General features: G+C 35.3%; 20 protein-coding genes and 4 tRNA genes. 7 read left to right on the top strand and 17 right to left on the bottom strand.

The features are described 5' to 3' along the window. Window positions 1-21 precede the first annotated feature (21 nt). The 4 genes from J3U57_RS04455 to J3U57_RS04440 are packed head-to-tail and all read right to left on the bottom strand — an operon-like array spanning window position 22 to window position 3,605. The gene (locus J3U57_RS04455) at window positions 22-777 is read right to left on the bottom strand and encodes a substrate-binding domain-containing protein (protein WP_267343951.1); all 756 of its coding nucleotides are present in this window, start codon (window positions 775-777) and stop codon (window positions 22-24) included. After that, entirely contained in the window at window positions 764-1,528 is a 765-nt protein-coding gene (locus J3U57_RS04450; RefSeq protein WP_267343950.1) for an ABC transporter ATP-binding protein, read from the bottom strand. Before J3U57_RS04450 ends, J3U57_RS04455 begins: the two co-directional genes overlap by 14 nt. Before the next feature lies 1 nt (window position 1,529). Continuing rightward, window positions 1,530-2,543, bottom strand: coding sequence for a FecCD family ABC transporter permease (locus J3U57_RS04445; protein WP_267343949.1), 1,014 nt, complete (start codon window positions 2,541-2,543; stop codon window positions 1,530-1,532). A 9-nt stretch (window positions 2,544-2,552) separates the two neighbouring features. Further along, the gene (locus J3U57_RS04440; RefSeq protein WP_323849445.1) at window positions 2,553-3,605 is read right to left on the bottom strand and encodes an ABC transporter substrate-binding protein; all 1,053 of its coding nucleotides are present in this window, start codon (window positions 3,603-3,605) and stop codon (window positions 2,553-2,555) included. Window positions 3,606-3,828: 223 nt separating this feature from the next. Here J3U57_RS04440 and J3U57_RS04435 point away from each other — a divergent pair, with 223 nt between their 5' ends. Further along, the gene (locus J3U57_RS04435) at window positions 3,829-4,488 is read left to right on the top strand and encodes an alpha/beta fold hydrolase (RefSeq protein WP_267343948.1); all 660 of its coding nucleotides are present in this window, start codon (window positions 3,829-3,831) and stop codon (window positions 4,486-4,488) included. Between the two features lie 174 nt (window positions 4,489-4,662). Here the strand turns inward: J3U57_RS04435 and J3U57_RS04430 are convergent, their stop codons facing one another. Continuing rightward, on the bottom strand, window positions 4,663-5,250 hold the full coding sequence (locus J3U57_RS04430; protein ID WP_267343947.1) for a hypothetical protein: 588 nt from the start codon (window positions 5,248-5,250) through the stop codon (window positions 4,663-4,665). A 200-nt stretch (window positions 5,251-5,450) separates the two neighbouring features. Further along, window positions 5,451-6,155 carry a lipopolysaccharide core heptose(II) kinase RfaY gene (locus J3U57_RS04425; protein ID WP_267343946.1) on the bottom strand — a complete coding sequence of 235 codons (705 nt, stop codon included), beginning with the start codon at window positions 6,153-6,155 and terminating at the stop codon, window positions 5,451-5,453. A 185-nt stretch (window positions 6,156-6,340) separates the two neighbouring features. Between J3U57_RS04425 and J3U57_RS04420 the strand changes: the two genes are divergently transcribed. Beyond that, the gene (locus tag J3U57_RS04420) at window positions 6,341-6,637 is read left to right on the top strand and encodes a GIY-YIG nuclease family protein (protein WP_267343945.1); all 297 of its coding nucleotides are present in this window, start codon (window positions 6,341-6,343) and stop codon (window positions 6,635-6,637) included. Between the two features lie 47 nt (window positions 6,638-6,684). Here J3U57_RS04420 and J3U57_RS04415 read toward each other — a convergent pair whose 3' ends face one another. The 3 genes from J3U57_RS04415 to argD all read right to left on the bottom strand — a co-directional run bounded on the left by J3U57_RS04415 (window position 6,685) and on the right by argD (window position 9,575). Next, window positions 6,685-7,671 (bottom strand): serine/threonine protein kinase, encoded by a 987-nt coding sequence (locus tag J3U57_RS04415; RefSeq protein WP_267343944.1) that lies wholly within the window; start codon window positions 7,669-7,671, stop codon window positions 6,685-6,687. A 12-nt stretch (window positions 7,672-7,683) separates the two neighbouring features. Then, the gene (gene yihA, locus J3U57_RS04410) at window positions 7,684-8,295 is read right to left on the bottom strand and encodes a ribosome biogenesis GTP-binding protein YihA/YsxC (RefSeq protein ID WP_065798425.1); all 612 of its coding nucleotides are present in this window, start codon (window positions 8,293-8,295) and stop codon (window positions 7,684-7,686) included. A gap of 68 nt (window positions 8,296-8,363) precedes the next feature. After that, window positions 8,364-9,575: a bifunctional acetylornithine/succinyldiaminopimelate transaminase gene (gene argD / locus J3U57_RS04405; protein WP_267333648.1), complete on the bottom strand. Its 1,212-nt coding sequence runs from the start codon at window positions 9,573-9,575 to the stop codon at window positions 8,364-8,366. 215 nt (window positions 9,576-9,790) lie between these two features. Here argD and J3U57_RS04400 point away from each other — a divergent pair, with 215 nt between their 5' ends. From J3U57_RS04400 to pflA, 5 genes are all read left to right on the top strand, one after another. Then, window positions 9,791-10,060 carry an oxidative damage protection protein gene (locus J3U57_RS04400; protein ID WP_267333529.1) on the top strand — a complete coding sequence of 90 codons (270 nt, stop codon included), beginning with the start codon at window positions 9,791-9,793 and terminating at the stop codon, window positions 10,058-10,060. An 8-nt stretch (window positions 10,061-10,068) separates the two neighbouring features. Then, window positions 10,069-11,139: a membrane-bound lytic murein transglycosylase MltC gene (gene mltC, locus J3U57_RS04395; RefSeq protein ID WP_267333528.1), complete on the top strand. Its 1,071-nt coding sequence runs from the start codon at window positions 10,069-10,071 to the stop codon at window positions 11,137-11,139. A gap of 374 nt (window positions 11,140-11,513) precedes the next feature. Then, window positions 11,514-12,362 carry a formate transporter FocA gene (gene focA / locus J3U57_RS04390; protein ID WP_267333527.1) on the top strand — a complete coding sequence of 283 codons (849 nt, stop codon included), beginning with the start codon at window positions 11,514-11,516 and terminating at the stop codon, window positions 12,360-12,362. A 69-nt stretch (window positions 12,363-12,431) separates the two neighbouring features. Next, window positions 12,432-14,714, top strand: coding sequence for a formate C-acetyltransferase (gene pflB, locus J3U57_RS04385; RefSeq protein ID WP_267343943.1), 2,283 nt, complete (start codon window positions 12,432-12,434; stop codon window positions 14,712-14,714). Window positions 14,715-14,969: 255 nt separating this feature from the next. Beyond that, on the top strand, window positions 14,970-15,746 hold the full coding sequence (gene pflA / locus J3U57_RS04380; protein WP_267333525.1) for a pyruvate formate lyase 1-activating protein: 777 nt from the start codon (window positions 14,970-14,972) through the stop codon (window positions 15,744-15,746). A gap of 44 nt (window positions 15,747-15,790) precedes the next feature. Here the strand turns inward: pflA and rarD are convergent, their stop codons facing one another. From rarD to alaS, 8 genes are all read right to left on the bottom strand, one after another. Continuing rightward, window positions 15,791-16,687 (bottom strand): EamA family transporter RarD, encoded by an 897-nt coding sequence (gene rarD, locus J3U57_RS04375; protein WP_267333524.1) that lies wholly within the window; start codon window positions 16,685-16,687, stop codon window positions 15,791-15,793. Window positions 16,688-16,755: 68 nt separating this feature from the next. Beyond that, window positions 16,756-18,048, bottom strand: coding sequence for a serine--tRNA ligase (gene serS, locus J3U57_RS04370; RefSeq protein ID WP_267333523.1), 1,293 nt, complete (start codon window positions 18,046-18,048; stop codon window positions 16,756-16,758). Between the two features lie 154 nt (window positions 18,049-18,202). Further along, window positions 18,203-18,279, bottom strand: a tRNA-Arg gene (locus J3U57_RS04365). A gap of 19 nt (window positions 18,280-18,298) precedes the next feature. Continuing rightward, window positions 18,299-18,375 (bottom strand) — tRNA-Arg (locus J3U57_RS04360). Window positions 18,376-18,394: 19 nt separating this feature from the next. Continuing rightward, window positions 18,395-18,471: transfer RNA gene (locus J3U57_RS04355), tRNA-Arg, on the bottom strand. 21 nt (window positions 18,472-18,492) lie between these two features. After that, window positions 18,493-18,585: transfer RNA gene (locus tag J3U57_RS04350), tRNA-Ser, on the bottom strand. 124 nt (window positions 18,586-18,709) lie between these two features. Then, on the bottom strand, window positions 18,710-18,910 hold the full coding sequence (gene csrA, locus J3U57_RS04345; protein WP_065633847.1) for a carbon storage regulator CsrA: 201 nt from the start codon (window positions 18,908-18,910) through the stop codon (window positions 18,710-18,712). A 141-nt stretch (window positions 18,911-19,051) separates the two neighbouring features. Continuing rightward, window positions 19,052-21,685, bottom strand: a complete 2,634-nt coding sequence (gene alaS, locus J3U57_RS04340) for an alanine--tRNA ligase (protein ID WP_267343942.1) — start codon at window positions 21,683-21,685, stop codon at window positions 19,052-19,054. Window positions 21,686-21,694 lie beyond the last annotated feature (9 nt).

Below are 21,694 nucleotides of genomic sequence, written 5' to 3'. Positions count from 1 at the left end.
TTTTGTAATTAATGTAAGTAGTTAATTTGTTTTTATGTTCGTTATTTTACCAAAGCCGTTAGCCATCAAGCAGTTTTGACCGTTTTCACTAAGTAAAAAACCAATAAATAACTTCGCCATTTTATGAGCTGGTTTAAGTAAGGCAATACTGTAATCTATAGCAGGATTAAACTTGGCAGGCAAATTAATCATAGCTAATTTCGGATTTTGTAAAATTGTTTGTGCGTAATTAGCATAACCAATATAGGCGTCAACGGTGTTGTTTAGTAAAAAAAATTCAGCCGGATGCATCGCTTTAGGGATATGACTCTCTAGTGATCCCCCGACTAATTGTTTTGCGCGGTGTTTTAATTGCTCACCCATACCCTCATAGTAGGTACCTATGTTATCAAATAGCTGAAAAGTATAATCTCCAGAGGGATCTTTTTGCGGAGTAGACATGCCAATACGTGTTTCAGGATGTAATAATAATTTGATGATATCGCTTGATGTCCATTTTGATTCATTTCTGACGGTGACACATAAGCGATTATGGGCAAAAACATAATCAGATATAGCCTTTCCGTGATCTATGAGTGTTTTAGGATGCAACGTGTTTGCCGATGCAAATAAATGAATATTATCGTCAGCAGTTTTCTGCAATAGTTTTTCACATAGTAATCCAGCCGGTCCAAATTTTATATGAATTTCGGTTGAAAAGCTTTGTTTGAATAGTTCGGCTAATGCAGGAAATGCAATACGTAAACTTCCCGCTGCATAAATATTAAGTGTTGTCATAATGATTACTCAATGTGTAAAGAGGAATGATGGTTTGGCAGTCAGAAAAAACTATTTTTTTCATTGTGATGTTATATAACTGGGTTAATTGTGTCTCGGTTAATAACGTTTGGGTGAGACCATATTGATAACCTGTTTCATCAAGTAATAATACTTTGTTAGCTAAACTCATTGCATGAGCTGGATCATGCGTTGTAAACACAATAGTTAAATTTTGTTTCTGTACTAATGAGGACAAAATGTTTAACACTTTATGTTGATTATGTAAATCTAATGCACTTGTTGGCTCATCGAGTAATAAAATTTTCGATTCACTCATTAATGCACGGGCAATAAGCACTAACTGTTTTTGACCGCCAGAAAGCTGTGAAAATAGGTGATGACTATAATGTGCTAATCCAAATTGGGCTAACTTATCTTCAACTAACTGTAAAAGGTGTCGATCGGGTTTTCCAAATAATCCCCATTTTTTAGCACTTCCCATTACCACAATTTCCCATACTTTATAATCTATATTAGGCATAAAATTTTGTGGGACAAAGCTGCAACAATGAGGATTGTTAATAGTGCCACTTAAAGGCTTAAGCGTTCCCATTAACGTATTAAGCAAAGTACTTTTTCCTCGGCCATTCACGCCAAGAATAGCGATAATATCATTGGTATGAATTGTAATATTTATCGCAGTAGTTAAGGGTTTACTCTGTTGATAACCACAAATTAAGTTATGTGTTGTTATAATCGCTGATGTCATTTTAGGATTTCTGTAAAATTTGGTGTCGTAATAACAAAACAAAACAAGGCGCACCAACCAGCGCTGTAATAATACCGAGTGGTATTTCAGCCGTGCTGAGGGTTCGTGCAATATCATCAACAATAATCATAAAAGCACCACCTAACCAGAATGTTATCGGCAGTAGTCGTTGATGATTACTACCGACCAATAATCGCGCGGCATGAGGAATGATTAATCCTACCCAGCCAATACAACCACTTACTGCCACTTGCATAGAAATAATTAAGGTACACAAAATTAAAATTAACCATCGAGAAAAAAGAATTGATATACCTAAATTTTTAGCTTCACTATCCCCTAATGATAAAATATTTATTCGCCAACTTAGCCGGATTAATAAATAGCTAGCAATAACAATTGGAATGGCTAATGTCATTAATTTATCCCAATTAGCGGTGGCAAAACTACCTAATAACCAAAATACAATATTGGGGAGTGTTTCTTCACTATCGGCCAAGTATTGTATTAAACTCACCAGTGCGTTAAAAAAACCACTTAATATTAATCCAACTAATACTAGAACTAGCACATTGTTTTGTTTAATAACGTGAGTTAATAATAAGATTAAAACTAGTATTAATAGCCCAAATGAAAAAGCTGAAACCATCAGTCCAAAGGTTGAAAAATTTAACAAAATGGCTAAAGTCCCACCAAAAGCCGCGCCTGATGTTACGCCAATGACATGAGGATCAACAAGCGGGTTATAAAATAACCCTTGTAATACGGCGCCGCAAATTGCTAATCCTGCACCTGCAAGAAAAGCTAATAAAATTCGTGGCAATCTTACTTGCCAAATGACTTGATTATCAACCACCATTGTTTGATCTATTTGTGATGTTGGCAATGAAAGCAATACATGGATAACTTGGCTAACAGATATTGAATAGTGTCCAATAATTAATGAAACAACTATTAATATTATGGTTAATATAATCAGGCCAACATGTAAATGGCGATAGGAAAAGCTGATCATATTATATTGTTATTCCCCATGATAGTTGACGCGATAAAATCGCCAATAATAATCATTGGCTTGTTTTTGCATATCGATATCTTTGAACAAATCTGGGTAAAGTTTTTTTGCCATCCAAAGCTCACCGATGGCTAAAGCTTCAGGCATAGGATATCCCCATGCTTTTGCGTATTCGGGCATTAAATAGACTTTATTTTGTTTAACGGCATCAATATTTTTCCATAAATCATCGGATAAAATTGTTTGAACGACTTGTGGATATCGATCTTGCACAAAGATTACTTGTGGATTCCATTGTAAGACATTTTCTATCGAAACTTGTTTAAAGCCTTGAATCGTTGCTGCAGCAACATTAATGGCACCTGCATGTTCCATCATTAATCCAGTATATTTGCCCGAACCATAGGTGGTGAGATCTGGGTTAGCCATATAAACGCGTATGCGTTTTTCAGGTGTTATACGTTGTAATCGATCTGTGACAATTTTTCGATGCTCAAAAGAATAGTTGATTAAGTCCTCGGCTTCATTGTTAGCATCAAGCACGTCACCAATTAGGCGTATCGCTTGTTTTAATCCTTCATTGTAAGTTTTCTCTTCATCAACCATAATGGGATTTATTTTATCTGCCTGTGATGTTATATCTTTGCGTAACGAGATAGCAATAACTGGAATGTTGAGTTTTTCAATTTGATCGATAACCGCTTTGGGCATGTAGTTTGTGACAAAGACAACTTGTGGTTTGAGAGCAAGTAAACTTTCGATATTAACCGAAGTTAGATCGCCCGGTGTCGATAGGTTAGACAAAGTTGGAGCAAATCTGACAAAGTCTTTTCCTAATAATTTTTGCCAAGAAGACAAAACACCCACAAGGGTTTGTTGACGGTTTAGTTGTACAATTAGATTTAATGTTTGATGTTGCAAAACGACTACTCTTTCGACTTTATCTGGGATTTGAACAGTACGGTTAAGTTGATCAGTCACTTGTTTAGCTTCACAGGTGACTGTTAAGCATAGTGATAAAAACAATCCAAATGGTAGTAAAAACTTTTTATAAATTTCCATCGTTCATCCTAATAGACATATAATGTGTTAATTAATAATTAATTAGTTTAAAATTATATTCGCTATATAATTTTAAATATAGCGAAATTTTAGTCTATTAACAATTAATATTTATTAATGACCGGTAAGAGTGGTTTATGAAAATTATTTATGTTTAGATAGGTGAAAAATTAAATCAAAATTATACTGTTTTGACATCAACTAACTGTCATTAAGGTGAATTATGCTATGTGTTAACGGAGTAAACCTTTACTATCTAAAAACGGGTAAAGGTGAGCCTTTGATGCTGTTGCACGGTAATGGTGAAGATCATCAAGTTTTTTTACCACTCATCGCCAAATTAACGTCACATTATACTATTTATGCAGTGGATAGTCGTAATCATGGTCGAAGCGATAAAACAGCTGTTTATGATTATAACGTTATGGCTGATGATATTGAGGCGTTAATTAACAAATTACATCTTAAATCCGTTAATATTATAGGTTTTAGTGATGGCGCCATTATTGCATTATTGTTAGCTTTACGCGGTAAAGAAATGATTAAAAAAATGGCATTATTGGGGGTGAATTTAAAACCATCTGATTTTACGCAACAAAGCTATCAATACGTACTACAGCACTATGAACAAACAAACGATCCATTATTTAAAATGATGCTTGAACAACCTAATATTGAAGTAAGTTCGTTAACGAAAATTACGATCCCAACTTTAATTATTGGTGCAGAAAATGATATTTATAATCCTGCAATGTTTGTTGAAGTTGCTGACAATATACCTAACTCGCAATTGAAAATTATGACAAACCATGATCATGGTAGCTATATCATTAATAATGATATGTTATATCCTGATTTGGTTAAATTTTTTGAAATAGATTAAGATCTCATTAGTAAAATAGAAGATTGGACGTTTTAAAAAATAGTAAGGCAATGTTTACTTGAATAAAACTAGTCAATATCGAATAATGACTAGTTATTTTTGTTACAAAATATGTTGAAAGGTATAATCTTTAAAACACATCTTACAAGATTAAGAATATTGCTTAATTTTGTATTATCGCAGTAAGCAAGCTTGAATTTTATCAACTTCTTTGTTTAATGCATCAATAACTAAGTTTGGATGCGCGCTTTCAAGTGTTTTTACGTTTTCAAAACCGTCATTGGCCACTGAACCAGTAAATTGCTGGGCTTGTTTAATATTACTAAACAGATAACGGATATCATTTTGATTGCGCGTTGTTGTCAGGGTATAACTAACAAAATACTTAATATAATATTCGTAGTCTGTAACTGCGTTAGCGACAACACTATTTCCTTCAACTAATTTAATTGTATCACCACCACTGACTGTGACGGCCTGTTGTTGAACTGGCATGTTATAGTATGACCACCAGCGTGAACCAAAATAGTTATCACTGGTTAATACCACAGGGCTATTATCAAGTTCTTGAGCTATACACAGTGCTAAAGAGGAGTGAAGGGCAGTAATAGGGCGTGAGGTAGTATATTTATTCACTATATCAACACCAGATGAATTTTGACCGATTTCTACACCTTGCGTTTGATAAATTGACATCATCTTTTGAGATGTACACCCTGTTAGCATCGTAAATATTGTCACAATACCAATTAACTTTTTCATACCACACCCTTATTAGAATTAACTGATTAATTCTAGCTGGTTATACATAGATTTGCTAGTGTTTCTATGGTTTGAAAAACGAATAAAATGATAATCTATAAACTAGATGGAGGGCTAATTTTTACTAATTAAGTCTTCAAAGGCAACAGTATGTATTACTAAATTAAGAGAGAAGTTTGACCTTCTCTCATCTGGTTAATTTAATCTTTTTTACCACGTATTTTTCGTGATAATTTTTTAAAGCCATGGGTAAATTTTTTAATTGCCATTGCTAAAACAGGGACTTTGATTTTGATATTGAAGCGTTCTTTTAATTCAATAGCATCATTCGCTTTCGTTAACCAAATAAAACCAGAATTAGTTAAATCAATCGCTTTAATTTTGCCGTCAGGTGTTAAAATAAAATTACCACCATGTACGTCATTAGAGACTAAATTATAACTGTGTAATTTTTCAATACAGTTTTTTATTTGATCGCCATACTGCTCCATTTCTTCCCATTTCAATGAGCGGCCTTCAATAAAATTGAAAATCATATAATGGCGCTGGTTTTTTTTGTCAAAAGCAACCAAATAAAGCTCATAAGCAATATCACATTTATCTAATGATATTTTTGCCAACTTTCGAATGAGGTTGAAATAAAAATCGCCCGTAATTTTGGCAATAAGCTTACGCTCTAAACGATGTTCGATCCCACCATCAATTTTAAAGATAAATTTGCTTTGATTGTGATTAATTAAATAAGTATATCGCTCTAATTTATCACTGGGATCGAGGAGTTCGCGATGTCCTTCTTCTGCCAGAAATTGGTCAAAAAGGTCTAAATAATTAATTTCATCATTATCAACATAAGCGAATTTCATATCGCCACGTTCAACTTCAATAATTTTTGCAAAGTTATTCAAATTTTAACGCCTCAAAATATATAACATGGGGACTATCTAGAACAGTAAGTTAAATAAAGTAAAAGAAGTAGTAATCTTACCTAAGTGACTATTCTAACAAAATTCACGCAAATAGGCACATGCATATAATGAATTAATAATGATAAACTATAAAAGATAAATGAATTTATCACGTTGAGAGAACTATGAATAGTAAATCAGTTATGTGGTTTTTATATATTATTAGAACCGCTAAACAATCATTGTACACCGGTATCACAACCGATACGAGCCGACGTTTACATCAACACCAAAGCGGTAAGGGCGCAAAGCATTTAAAAGGTCATCAAGATCTTGCCATTGTGTATCAAGTTTGTGTAGGTGATAGATCAACAGCTTTAAGGCTTGAGTATCGTATTAAACAACTTTCCAAACCCAAAAAAGAGCAATTAGTTCAACTACAACCTAATTTAGAGGTGCTATTAAAGGTGTTAGGACTTTAACACTTTCAATTTGCCCGTTTTTATTAATTTAAGCTTGGCTGTTTTATTTATCTCACTGATAGCAATTGAATTGCGGGTGATTGGATAGCAATAATTTGCTGTCTAAATGTTGCTAATTGTTGAAGCCAAAAATCCTCATCTGTTATCCATGTAAACGCGGGTGGAAAAGCGGGATCTTGCCATCGCATTATAATCCAAGCTAGATGATGCACCATACGCATTGCTCTTAAAGGCTCGATTAATTTAAGCTGTGCAGTGTCGAAATCAAAAAATTCTTGATAGATTTCAACTAAGGTATCTAATTGTAGCCGTTGTTCTTGCGTGGTTCCATAAAGTAGCATCCACATATCTTGAATTGCTGGTCCGTTTCGCGCATCATCAAAATCAACAAACATAGCATTATCACGCCATAAAATATTACCAGGATGACAATCGGCGTGAATACGAATAGGTTGCCAATCGTTATGCCAATGCTGTTCGATGGTTTGGGTTAATGTAGACAACGTTTCATTAAGTTCTAATCGTACTTTATTGGGGACTAAATTACTTGATAATAGGATTTCTTTCGGGTGATATAAATACTCGTCTAATCCGATAGTTGGACGATGTAAAAACCGTTGTTTTGCGCCAATTTGATGAATCCGTGCAAGTAAGGTGGCAACCGATTCCATTTGGTTAATATTATCCAGTTCATATTGCCGACCACCCTCGCTAGGAAAAACAGCAAACAAATAGTTCTGATTTTCATGTAATGTACAGCCATTGAGTGTTAATGGTGCAATAGCTGGAATTTCTGCGTCAACTAGTTGCTTAGTAAATTCATGCTCTTCAAGGATCTGCTGCCGATTCCAACGATTGGGTCGATAAAACTTTACTACATAGCGAGCACGTTGTTCATCCATAAATTGGTAGACGCGATTTTCGTAACTATTGAGTGCTGTTAAGCCTGAGTCAACCTCAATACCAATAGTTGCCAAACTATCGATGATCAATTCCGGTGATAATGATTGAAATGAAAAATCTAATTGACTCATCAAATGGTTTCCTTACTGTTGATTAAACCATTGATCTAGTTTTTGCTTTAATGCATCTAATCCAATTCGTTTAGGTGATGAAAAAGGCGCAACAGTAATATCACCTTGAAAAGGTAGGATTGCCTCTTTAACCATATTGACTTGTTTTTTTAACGCGCCAGACGCAAGCTTATCGGCTTTAGTTAGCAATAACATCACCGGAATTTCAACCGATACAGCCCAATCAATCATCTGTTGATCGAGATCTTTGAGTGGATGTCTGATATCCATCAGTATGACTAACCCTTTTAGGCTTTCTCGTTTTTGTAGATATTCACCCAGTGATTTTTGCCATTTTCGTTTTATTGCTTCAGGCACTTGTGCATAACCATAGCCTGGTAAATCGACCAAACGACAATTTTCTTCTACTTCAAAAAGATTAATTAATTGGGTTCTGCCTGGTGTTTTACTGGTTCTGGCTAACGTTTTTTGATTAGTTAGCGTGTTGAGCGCACTGGATTTACCTGCGTTAGATCTACCGGCAAAAGCAACTTCAACGCCACTATCACTTGGTAGGTGTGATATATCTGGCGCACTTAAAATAAAGTGTGTTTTTGCGTAATTTAAAGGGCGAATATCGGTCATAACAAAGTATCCTTTAAGTGCATTAACGGCACCTAATTGATTAAAATGCCGTTACTGTATAGAAAAACTTAAGCGTTGACAACCTTTTCGACGGCTTTAGCAAAGCGCATCATGCCTTCTTGTATTTCATTTTCAGAGATGATTAGTGAAGGTGTAAATCTTAGTACATTGGTGCCCGCATTTAAAATCATAACGTTAAATTCTGTTGCAACATTAAGAAACTCTCTTGCTTTATCATGAAATTGCGGTTGAAGTTCGGCGCCTAATAATAAACCTTTGCCGCGATATTCTCGAAACACTTTAAATTGATCATTAATCTCTTCTAGTTTTTCAATAAATATTGCTCTTCGCTGTTGAACGCCTTCTAGCACTTCTGGCGAGTTAATAATATCAAAAGCCTCACAACCTACCGCGCAAGCTAAAGGATTACCACCATAGGTAGTACCATGCACTCCAGGGTGCATTACCGAGGCAATTTCATTAGTGGTCAGCATTGCGCTAATAGGGAATCCACCACCTAATGCTTTAGCCGAAGTCAATATATCCGGTGTTATTCCATATTGTTGATAGGTAAATAAGCTACCCGTACGTCCCATGCCGCATTGTACTTCGTCAAAAATTAACAGTGCGTTATATTGGTCACAAAGCTCACGCACACCTTGCAAAAATTCTGGTGTTGCGGAAGTTAATCCACCTTCGCCTTGTACCGGCTCTAATACTACTGCACAAGTATGGTCATCAATTATTGCTTTTACTGCATCTAGATTGTTAAAAGGAACATGAACAATATCGGCCGGTTTTGGCCCAAAACCGTCGGAATATTTCGCTTGACCACCAACAGATACAGTAAAAAAAGTACGACCATGAAAAGATTGATAAAATGCGATGATTTTTGTTTTATAAGGGCTGTATTTTTCAGTGGCATAGTATCGTGCAAGTTTAAATGCTGCTTCATTGGCTTCAGCCCCTGAATTAGCAAAAAACACACGATCTGCAAACGTGTTATCAATTAGTTTTTGCGCAAGAGTCAAGGCCGGTTCATTAGTAAAAACATTACTAACATGCCATAATTTCTCGCTTTGTTCTTGTAATGCTTTAATTAATCTTGGATGGCAATGACCAAGGGCATTAACAGCTATGCCACCAGCAAAATCAATGTAATCTTCACCATTTTGATCCCAAACACGACTGCCTTGACCTTTAACCGGAATAAATTGAGCTGGTGCATAAACAGGTAAAATAACTTTATCAAATAATTCTCGAGTGATTTTGGTGTTCATCATTTTATCCTTATATTTTATCCAAATTGTTACATCTATTTTATGTGATTTAAATGTTTAGTAAAGTAAATAATTATTCATTATATTTGAATTAAAATTCATTTTTTAAAGCATGTAAACGAAATTGATTAAGGCAACAATTTTATTGTTTTTATCGTACCATTTTCGGGTATAATCGTTAGCCAAATGATAATTGTCTCTCAATAGGAACTAAGATGAGCCGTGTTATTTATTGTCATTATTTAAAAAAAGACGCAGAAGGTTTAGACTTTCAACTGTATCCAGGTGAACTAGGTAAACGAATTTATAATGAAATCTCTAAAAGTGCTTGGCAAGAATGGCTAAAAAAACAGACTATGTTAATTAATGAAAACAAATATAATATGATGAATCCTGAACACCGTAAAAAAATCGAAAGTGAGATGGTAAAATTTTTATTTGAAGGTGAAGATATTGTCATTGACGGATACAAACCTAAAAACTGAGAACTCAAATGAAAAACAAAATAAAAATTATTTCATTATTTGTGACAGTGAGCCTTTTAAGTGGTTGTCCTAGTAAAAATTCCAATAAAATTGACGAAGATTATTATGTAAAAGATACCAATGCTTTTAATATTTTAATTGGTCAATATGCAAATAATATTGAACAAATATGGGGGCCTAAAGAGGTACTTATAGCAGGCCCTAAAGATTATGTGCAATACGAGGATAATTTACAAACTCGAGTGCATATTAATTTTGTTTCTGGTGTCATTACCATTGAGACGTTATCCAGTTCTCCTCTCGACAATTTGAAAGAAGCTATCGTTTCAACACTATTAATGCCTGAACCTGTTGATATTATACGTAAAGATAAAATTAGCCAGGATTTATCAAAAGAACCTTTTTTATATAACCAAGTTCTTGACCAAGAACGCCAGCCCATTCGTTGGAGTGCACGAGCTAATAGTTTTGCTGATTATGTGTTAGCGAATAATTTAAAACAGCGTAAATCTGGTTCTCATTTAATTACTTATGTTGAAATCAAACTTGTGCCTAACCACATTAATCAACGTGCTAAAAAGTTCTTACCACTTGTAACTGAGGCATCGAATCGTTATTTTATTGATGAACGATTAATTTTAGCGATTATGGAAGTTGAATCGGCATTTAACCCGTACGCAGTAAGTCGAACTGACGCATTAGGTCTTATGCAAGTTCAGCAACATACAGCAGGTCGTGACATTTTTAAATTAAAAGGTAAGTCAGGCGAACCGAGCCGTAAGTTTTTGCTCGATCCTCGTAATAATGTTGATATGGGCACAGCCTATCTATCTTTATTAAAGACTAAATATTTAGCAGGCATTAATAACCCAATTTCTTTAAGATATGCCATGATTACTTCTTATAATGGTGGAGCAGGAAGTGTATTGCGTACGTTTTCTAACGACCGTAACGAAGCCATTAACATTATTAATTCTATGACTCCACAGCAAGTTTATCGAAAATTAGTGACTTCGCACGTTTCTCAAGAATCCCGAAATTACTTAATAAAAGTGAGTCGAATTTTAGATAATAAATAAGCGACTAGTAGAGTGAAAACGCTTCATTTGCAGAATTAGTAATGAAGCGAAAACGATATATTTCAAACAATCACAACAAATTTGTAAAAATAGTTTGGACGTGAATCTATCGATTATTTTAAAAATTTTAAACGGTATTATAACAGTTTATCTTATAAAAATATTTATATTGATGCTAAAAAAATGAATTTAATTAATTAGATATTTTAAATTTTTTTGGATAACTTTAGATGAATTTTTTATAGTAAAAGTAATTTCTTTAACAAATAATGATTTTTTGTTATAAAATTTTTTAATAAAAAAAACGTGATCTGCTTCAAATTTTGAGTATACTATGGCTCTCATAAAACCCTAGTTTTTTTGAGGATGTTAGTTTGAGTACAGATAAACTCGTGGATTCGTTTTCCCCCGCGCAAATGACCCAAATCGCTGAAGACATCGGCAATTACAAAGTAAATAAACACCCTTGTAGCACGCTTCTTTCTGCCATTATTGCAGGTGTTTTTATTTCTATTGCATTTGTATTTTATATCACTGTGACAACTGGAACCGCTAGCGTTGCTTTTGGTTTAGCAAAATTAGTCGGTGGTATCTGCTTTTCATTAGGATTAATGCTAGTTGTTTGCTGCGGTGCAGATCTTTTTACTTCAACAGTATTAACTATTTTACCTAAAATGACTCACAAAGTGAGTTGGCTAAAAATGCTACGCAATTGGATTTTTGTCTATATTGGTAACTTTATTGGTGCTATACTGTTTGTAGCAGTTATTTGGCTTTCAGGTCAATATATGGTAGCTAATGGCTTGTGGGGATTAAACGTTTTACAAACCGCAGATCATAAATTGCACCATACTTTTATTGAAGCAGTATTTTTAGGTTTACTGGCTAATTTAATGGTATGTTTGGCTGCTTGGATGAGTTATGCTGGTCGCAGTTTACTCGACAAGATGTTAGTTATGGTATTACCTGTTGCTATGTTTGTGGCAAGTGGATTTGAACATAGTATCGCAAATATGTTTATGATTCCTATGGGAATTGTAATTAAAAATTTTGCTTCACCGGAGTTTTGGTCTGCTGTTGGATTGTCGGCAGATGCATTTAAAGAATTAACCGTTGAGCATTTTATTATAAATAATTTAATCCCGGTAACAATCGGGAATATTTTAGGTGGATTAGCTGTTGCGCTACCTTATTGGGCTTTATATTTACGTAAGCCACATTGATTTTAAAATATTTACCCTCATTTATATGAGCGGTAAATAACTATTTTTGTAAACCTGAGGTGAAAAACTATGAGTAATTTAAACGAAGTACAAGCAGTCGCTTGGAAAGGATTTAAAGATGGTGATTGGCAAAATAATGTTAATGTCCGCGATTTTATCCAAAAGAACTACACGCCATATGAGGGTGATGAGTCTTTCTTAGCTGGCGCAACAGATGCGACAACTAAGTTATGGGATAAAGTAATGGAAGGCATTAAAATTGAAAATGCTACCCATGCCCCTGTGGATTTTGATACAAGTGTTATTTCGACAATTACTGCTCATGACGCAGGTTATATTGAAAAAGATTTAGAAAAGATTGTTGGTTTACAAACTGAAAAACCATTAAAACGTGCAATTATCCCATTTGGTGGGATTAAAATGATCGAGAATTCATGTAAGGCTTATAACCGTACACTTGATCCTTTAGTCAAAAAAATCTTTACTGAATATCGTAAAACTCATAACCAAGGCGTTTTTGATATTTATACCCCAGATATCTTACGTTGTCGTAAATCAGGTGTTATCACTGGTCTTCCAGATGCTTATGGTCGTGGTCGTATCATTGGGGATTACCGTCGTGTTGCACTTTACGGTATTGACTACTTAATGCAAGACAAATTTGCACAGTTTAACTCATTACAAGCTGATTTTGAAAATGGTGTTGACTTAGCAATGACTATGCAACGTCGTGAAGAAATTGCAGAGCAACATCGTGCACTTGGTCAAATTAAAGAAATGGCCGCTAAATATGGTTACGATATTTCTGGGCCAGCTAAAACAGCTCAAGAAGCGGTACAATGGACTTACTTTGGTTATTTAGCAGCGGTTAAATCACAAAATGGTGCGGCGATGTCTCTTGGTCGTACTTCTACATTCTTTGATATCTATTTCCAACGTGACCTTGAAGCCGGCTTAATCACTGAAAAAGACGCGCAAGAAATTGTTGACCATTTCGTTATGAAATTACGTATGGTTCGATTCTTACGTACGCCTGAATATGATGAATTATTCTCTGGTGACCCAATTTGGGCAACTGAATCTATCGCTGGTATGGGTGTAGATGGTCGTACTTTAGTGACTAAAACTTCGTTCCGTTTCTTAAATACACTTTACACTATGGGTCCATCACCAGAACCAAACATGACAATTCTTTGGTCTGAACAATTACCAAGTGGATTTAAAGAGTTTGCATCAAAAGTATCTATTGATACTTCATCATTACAATATGAAAATGATGACTTAATGCGCCCTGACTTTAACAACGATGACTATGCTATCGCATGTTGTGTAAGCCCAATGATCGTTGGTAAACAAATGCAGTTCTTTGGTGCACGTGCAAACCTTGCTAAAACTCTTCTATACGCAATCAATGGTGGTGTGGATGAGAAACTTAAAATGCAAGTAGGTCCAAAAGAAGCGCCAATTACTGACGAATATCTTGATTTCGATAAAGTTTTTGCTCGTTTAGACCACTTTATGGATTGGTTAGCAAAACAATATGTAACTGCATTAAATGCTATTCACTATATGCACGACAAATATAGCTATGAAGCATCATTAATGGCATTACACGATCGTGATATTATTCGTACTATGGCATGTGGTATTGCAGGTCTATCTGTTGCTGCTGACTCACTGTCTGCGATTAAATATGCGAAAGTTAAAACGATTCGTGATGAAGATGGTCTTGCTGTGGACTTTGAAATCGAAGGTGAATACCCTCAATTTGGTAACAATGATCCACGTGTAGATGATATCGCAGTTGATTTAGTTGAACGTTTCATGAAGAAAATTCAAAAACTTAAAACTTATCGTAATGCAATTCCTACACAATCAGTGTTAACCATTACTTCAAATGTTGTATATGGTAAGAAAACTGGTAATACACCTGATGGTCGTCGTGCTGGTGCTCCATTTGGTCCAGGTGCTAACCCAATGCACGGTCGTGACCAAAAAGGTGCGGTTGCTTCATTAACATCTGTTGCTAAACTTCCATTTGCTTATGCTAAAGATGGTATTTCGTATACTTTCTCTATCGTTCCAAATGCGTTAGGTAAAGATGATAGTGCACGTAAACGTAACTTAGCAGGCTTAATGGATGGTTACTTCCACCATGAAGCAACTATTGAAGGCGGTCAACATCTTAATGTGAACGTACTTAACCGTGAAACATTATTAGATGCGATGGATCATCCTGAAAAATATCCACAATTAACTATTCGTGTTTCTGGATATGCAGTGCGTTTCAATTCATTAACTAAAGAGCAACAAAAAGACGTAATTTCACGTACTTTTACACAATCAATGTAATTTAGTTAATTGATGATTTGCATTAAATAGCGTCCAATTTGGGCGCTATTTTTTTGCCAATTGAATTATTGGTTATCCACTTATAGAAATGTTGCTAATAGATAGGATAAATTTAATACTTGTTAGTATTTATTTTGTATAATTGCAACAAATAAGAGTATATTCAATTAATGTAATTGGTAAAAAATAACATTATATGAGTTAAAATACTTAAATAAATATAAAAGCAATGTGAGTAATTATTAGAGAACATTTATGGAACAAGATATTATTATGACAACAAAACAACCGATTAAAGGTCGTATCCATTCTTTTGAATCTTTTGGTACAGTTGATGGACCGGGAATTCGCTTCATTGTTTTTTTTCAAGGTTGTTTAATGCGTTGCTTATACTGTCATAACCGCGATACTTGGGATTTAAAAGCGGGCAAGGAAGTGACAGTTGATGAGTTAATGAAAGAGATAGTTTCTTATAAAAGCTTTATTATGCCTAATGGTGGTGGGGTTACCGCATCAGGTGGAGAGGCGACATTACAGTCTGAATTTATTACTGAGTGGTTTAAAGCTTGCCATAAAGAGGGCATTAATACTTGTTTAGATACCAATGGTTATGCTAGACAGATCGATCATACTCTAGAAGAGTTAATGGACGTGACTGATCTGGTTATGCTTGATTTGAAACAGTTGAATGATGAGATACATCAAAAGTTAGTTGGTGTATCAAATAAACGTGTATTAGAGTTCGCCAAATACTTACAAAAAATTAATAAAAAAACTTGGATTCGATATGTTGTTGTTCCAGGTTGGACAGATGATGATGACTCAGCACATTTGTTAGGTAAATTTATTCAAGGCATGAGTAATATCGAACGAGTAGAGTTATTACCTTATCATAAACTTGGTGCTTACAAATGGGAAACGTTTGGTGATAAGTATCAATTGGAAGGCGTTGAAGCCCCACCAAGGGAAACACTTGATAGGATTCAATCTATTATAGAAAGCTATGGTCAACCCGTGACATTTAGTAAGTAACATCATCCTTAAATTAAACAGCTACAAAATTTGTGGCTGTTTAATTAACGAATTCTTTTTCGCTTTATCGCTCTTAGTACAAATATACTTCCCTCCAACGCTAATACACAAACAGATAACCAAATAAATCCATATGAAATAATATGCTGTGATGAGATAGATTCGTGTAAGAATAATAAAGAAACACAAGTTAGTAAAACCGGCTCTACATAGCCGAGCAATCCAAATAAGCCCATAGGTAGTAACCTTCTGGCAACAAAATACATAGCAAAGGCAATAGCGGTAATTATCCCCAGCATAGGGATAAAGATATGAAAATGGGTTAAATCATGAATAATTTGTTGTACGTTATAATTGAAAATAAAATAACTAAGACAACCTAAAAAAATGAAGAAAAAATCTGAAAAGGTCCCTGATATGCCTTCTATTTTTAGTTTTCTTCTTGTCATAAAGTAAATTGGATAACCAAGTGCTATCACGGCTGTTTCCCATGAAAAAGCGCTTGTTGTGTAAATTTCTAAACAGACACCAATAGCGGCAAACGTGACAGCAATTTTTTGAAAAAATGTTAATGTTTCTCCATAGAAAACTTTGCCAAAAATAACCATCGCTAAGGGTAATAAAAAATATCCCAAAGATGCAGATAAACCATGGCCATTAAGCGGTGCCCAAATAAAAATAAGCATTTGGATGGTCAGAAGTAATGAGGATGCTATCAATCCTAAAAGTAATACTGGTCGTTGTTTTATTCGCAAAAATAGATCAGCAATAGCTGACCATTGTTTTTCAAAACAGATAAGAATAATAATTGCTGGAAAAGACGTTAATAATCGCCAGCAAAAAATATCGACAACCGAAAGGGGCTGTAGTAATACTGGATAATAATAAAGTAATCCAAAAAGACATGATGCAAGTATTGAAAGGACAACACCTTTTATCATTTTTTCACCTAAATTAATAAAAAAATAGCGCTATTAGTAGCGCTATCTTAAGCTAAATTGATTTATCTTTAACCAATCACTTCTACGCCATTCATATAGGGTACTAACACTGATGGTACTTTGATAGATCCATCAGCCTGTTGATAGTTTTCCATAATCGCAACAAGAGTTCGTCCTACCGCTAATCCAGAACCATTTAAGGTATGAACTAGGTAAGTTTTATTATCTGCTTTATTGCGATAACGTGCTTGCATTCGACGAGCTTGGAAATCCCACATATTTGAACAAGACGAAATTTCGCGATAAGTATTTTGAGCTGGCACCCATACTTCAAGATCGTAGGTTTTACATGAGCCAAAGCCCATATCACCGGTACATAATACGATTTTTCGATAAGGCAGCTCAAGTAGCTGTAATACCTTTTCAGCATGCCCAGTTAGCTCTTCTAATGCTTTCATGGACTCTTCAGGTTTGACAATCTGAACAAGCTCCACTTTATCAAACTGATGCATTCGAATTAAGCCACGGGTATCTTTACCATAAGAACCCGCTTCAGAGCGGAAACAAGGCGTATGAGCCGTCATTTTTAATGGTAATACACTTTCATCTAGAATTTCATCTCGCACTAAATTGGTAACGGGTACTTCTGCTGTCGGGATTAATGCATAATTACTGCTTTCGGCCTCTTCATCAAGTGGTTTAGTGTGAAATAGGTCACCTGCAAATTTTGGTAATTGTCCGGTACCAAATAGCGTTGCTTTATTGACGAGGTAAGGCACATAGATTTCTTCATAACCATGTTGCTCAGTATGAAGATCTAGCATAAATTGCGTTATTGCTCGATGTAGACGTGCAATTTGTGATTTCATAACAACAAAACGTGCACCGGTAAGTTTTACACCAGCAGCAAAATCAAGCCCACCAAAACGTTCACCTAATGCAACATGATCAAGCACAGGAAAATCAAATGTTCTTGGTGTACCAAAACGAGATACTTCGACATTGTCATTCTCATCTTTGCCATCAGGAACGGAATCATCAGGAATATTCGGAATATTTGATGCAATATCTTTGATTTGGTTAAGTAAGATTTCAAGCTCTGCTTTTGCGGTATTGAGCTTTTCACCAAGTTTATTGACTTCTTCACGTACAGCCGTGATATCTTCACCTCGAGCTTTTGCTTCACCAATAGCTTTAGAGCGGGCATTACGTTCAGCCTGTAAATTTTCAGTTTCAACTTGTAAAACTTTTCGTTTTTCTTCTAGTTGACTTAGTGTTTCAACGTCTAATTTAAATCCGCGTCGAGATAATTTTTGGGCAACAAGATCTAATTCATTTCGAAGTAAGTTTGGATCCAACATAAAAAAAGTCCATTATTATTTATTAAAGCTATCTATCTACTTGAACCGTTATTTTAGTCTAGCTAACAACATATATAAATAAAAAAGTAGATTGATAAAAGATATAAAGTTTGTGAGCTTAGTATACTAGAATTATGCCGGGATTCAACCGAAATGGCGCACCCGAAGGGATTCGAACCCCTGACCGCTCGGTTCGAAGCCGAGTGCTCTATCCAGCTGAGCTACGGATGCGTGTAAGTTCGTAAAAAAATGGTGCATCCGAAGGGATTCGAACCCCTGACCGCCCGGTTCGTAGCCGGGTACTCTATCCAGCTGAGCTACGGATGCGTTTTAGAATTTTTTAAAATGGTGCATCCGAAGGGATTCGAACCCCTGACCGCCCGGTTCGTAGCCGGGTACTCTATCCAGCTGAGCTACGGATGCATATTTTAAATTTTTTAAAAATGGCGGTGAGAGAGGGATTCGAACCCTCGATGCAGCTTTTGACCGCATACTCCCTTAGCAGGGGAGCGCCTTCAGCCTCTCGGCCATCTCACCAAAACAACTGTGATTTGGTTTCAACAACAAAATCACAATGTGTGGCGCACATATTACGTTCTAGAAAAAATAAGTCAAACATTTTTTCGTTTGCGCGCACTAGTTGTTTATTTCCTGCCCAATATTACTCTTTGGGCTCAGATATCTCATCAATTTTGTCTTGCGAATGATGGATTCTGTTATATATTTCTTCTCTATGGATAGAAACTTCTTTAGGGGCATTGATACCAATTCTGACTTGGTTACCTTTGACGCCTAAAATAGTAATGACTACATCGTCACCAATAATTAATGTTTCACCTACTCTCCTAGTTAAAATTAACATTAGATCTCCTAATATCAGTTAAGTATATATCCAAACAATTTTAAGATATAGCTTCGTCAGCCTTCCATCGGTGAGACAGAAAGACGGAATTTTACAGAATACACTCTAATGTTTAATTAATATTCACTTGAGTATATCTGGCTAACTTGCTTGTAATTTATTACTGATTTCCTTTTTTACAGAAGATAAAGCTTCTGGTAACGCCGAAAGATCCATTCCACCTGCTTGAGCGAAATCAGGCCGCCCACCGCCCTTACCACCTACTTTTAATGCTAATTGAGAAACTAATTCGCCAGCTTTAACAATGCCTAATAAGTCATTAGTTACACCAGCTGCTAAATTGATTTTGCCATCATTGACAGCAGCTAAAACTATGACACCTGTTTTTAATTGATTTTTAAGATCATCAATCATTGTGCGTAATAGCTTAGCTTCGACGTTATCAAGTTTAGCAATTAGTAAGTTCTTATTATTGATTTTTTCACATTGATTTAACAATTGTTGGCTTTCTTGGCTAGCTTTTTCAGCCTTCAATTGCTCAATAGTTTTTTCTAACACTTTAGTTTGATCAATTAATTGTTCAACTCGTGTTAAAATTGTCGATTTGTCACTTTTTATCAGTGATCCAATTTGATTTAACAAATTAGCTTCATAATGGATGTATTCCATCGCATTTTGCCCAGATGTTGCCTCAATTCTTCTTACACCAGAAGCGATGCTCGACTCAGAAGTGATTTTAAATAAACCTATATCACCGGTTCTACTAACGTGAGTACCACCACAAAGTTCGATTGAAAAATCACCCATCGTTAATACGCGTACAATTTCTTCGTACTTTTCGCCGAATAATGCCATTGCGCCTTTGCTTTTTGCTTGATCAATTGGCATTAATTCTATCTCAACAGGTAAGTTGCGACGTATCTGTTGGTTGACCAGATTTTCGATTTCAATCAGTTGCTCTGTTGTAATTGCTTGATTGTGCGAAAAGTCAAAACGTAAGTAACTATCATTAACCAAGGAACCTTTTTGATGAACATGCTTACCTAATATTTGTTGTAATGCCGCTTGTAATAAATGTGTGGCTGAGTGGTTACGACGAATACGTTCCCTAAGTTCAACATCAATAGCTGCTGTTACTGTATCACCAACTTTTAATGATCCTTTAGTAATATTGCCTATATGTCCAATACTTTTACCATATTTTTGGCAATCGATAACTTTAAATTCAACATTTGCAGCAGTTAACACGCCTTTATCGCCAATTTGTCCACCTGACTCGCCATAAAAAGGTGTTTTGTCTAGAACAATGATGGCTTCATCACCTTCATTAATACTTTCGACTTTGTGGCCACCTTGGAAAATGGCAATCACTTTACCTGAAGCTTCAGTTTCCTGATAACCTAAAAATTCGGTTTTATCATCAAGCTTAATAACATTACTGTAATCGACACTAAATGCACTAGATTCACGAGCTCGCTTACGTTGCTCTTCCATACATTTATTAAATCCATCTTCATCAATTGTGATGTTTTTTTCTCGACATACATCGGCTGTTAAATCCAATGGAAAGCCATATGTATCATAAAGTTTAAAGGCAATCTCACCCGGCAACACAGAACCAGTTATTTTACCTAATTCTTGATCGAGTAAAAATAATCCACGTTCAAGAGTTTTTAGAAATTGTTCTTCTTCGGTTTTAAGGGTATTTTCAACCATTTTTTGGTTATGCGCTAATTCTGTTGCAGCGCTGCCCATCACCTCAATTAATGGTTTAACTAGTTTATAAAAGAAAATATCTTTTGCACCAAGCATATGACCATGTCGTACTGCTCGTCGAATAATACGACGCAATACATAGCCTCGACCTTCATTAGAAGGCATTACGCCATCTGAAATTAGAAAAGCACAAGAACGGATATGGTCCGCTATAACACGTAGTGATTTACTTTCTAAGTCTTTAGTTTGAATGATTTGAGCCGTATCTTTAATGAGTTTTTTGAACAAATCAATTTCATAGTTAGAGTTAACATGTTGCAAAACTGCTGCAATTCGTTCTAATCCCATACCGGTATCGACAGACGGTTTAGGTAAAGGTTCCATAGTCCCATCAGGATGGCGATTAAATTGCATAAATACAATGTTCCAGATTTCAATAAATCGGTCACCATCTTCTTCAGCACTACCTGGAGGTCCTCCCCAAATATGATCGCCATGATCGTAAAATATTTCGGTACAAGGTCCACAGGGCCCTGTATCACCCATTTGCCAAAAATTATCTGAAGCATAAGGTGCGCCCTTGTTATCACCTATGCGGATAATACGTTCTTTAGGTATACCAATTTCGTTTTGCCAAATAGAGTAGGCTTCATCATCAGTTTCATAAACAGTGACAGTTAATTTTTCTTTAGGAAGATTAAACCATTCTTTACTGGTTAATAACTCCCAAGCAAAATGAATCGCATCATGTTTGAAATAATCACCAAAACTAAAATTACCTAACATTTCGAAAAATGTATGATGTCGTGCAGTATAACCTACATTATCAAGGTCATTATGTTTTCCGCCAGCTCGTACACACCGCTGTGCTGTAGTTGCTCGCGTGTAGGAACGCTTATCTATTCCAAGAAATACATCTTTAAATTGATTCATTCCTGCATTAGTAAACAAAAGAGTTGGATCATTATGTGGAACAAGGGAACTACTTGCGACAATTTCGTGTCCTTTGCTATGGAAAAAGTCAAGAAAATTTTGACGAATTTCTGCAGTGCTTTTCATTTAGGCTTC

Origin of the sequence: Gilliamella sp. B3464, from assembly GCF_026536145.1 — a bacterium.
GTDB lineage: Bacteria > Pseudomonadota > Gammaproteobacteria > Enterobacterales > Orbaceae > Gilliamella.
This window is presented reverse-complemented; position numbering and strand designations above follow the sequence as displayed.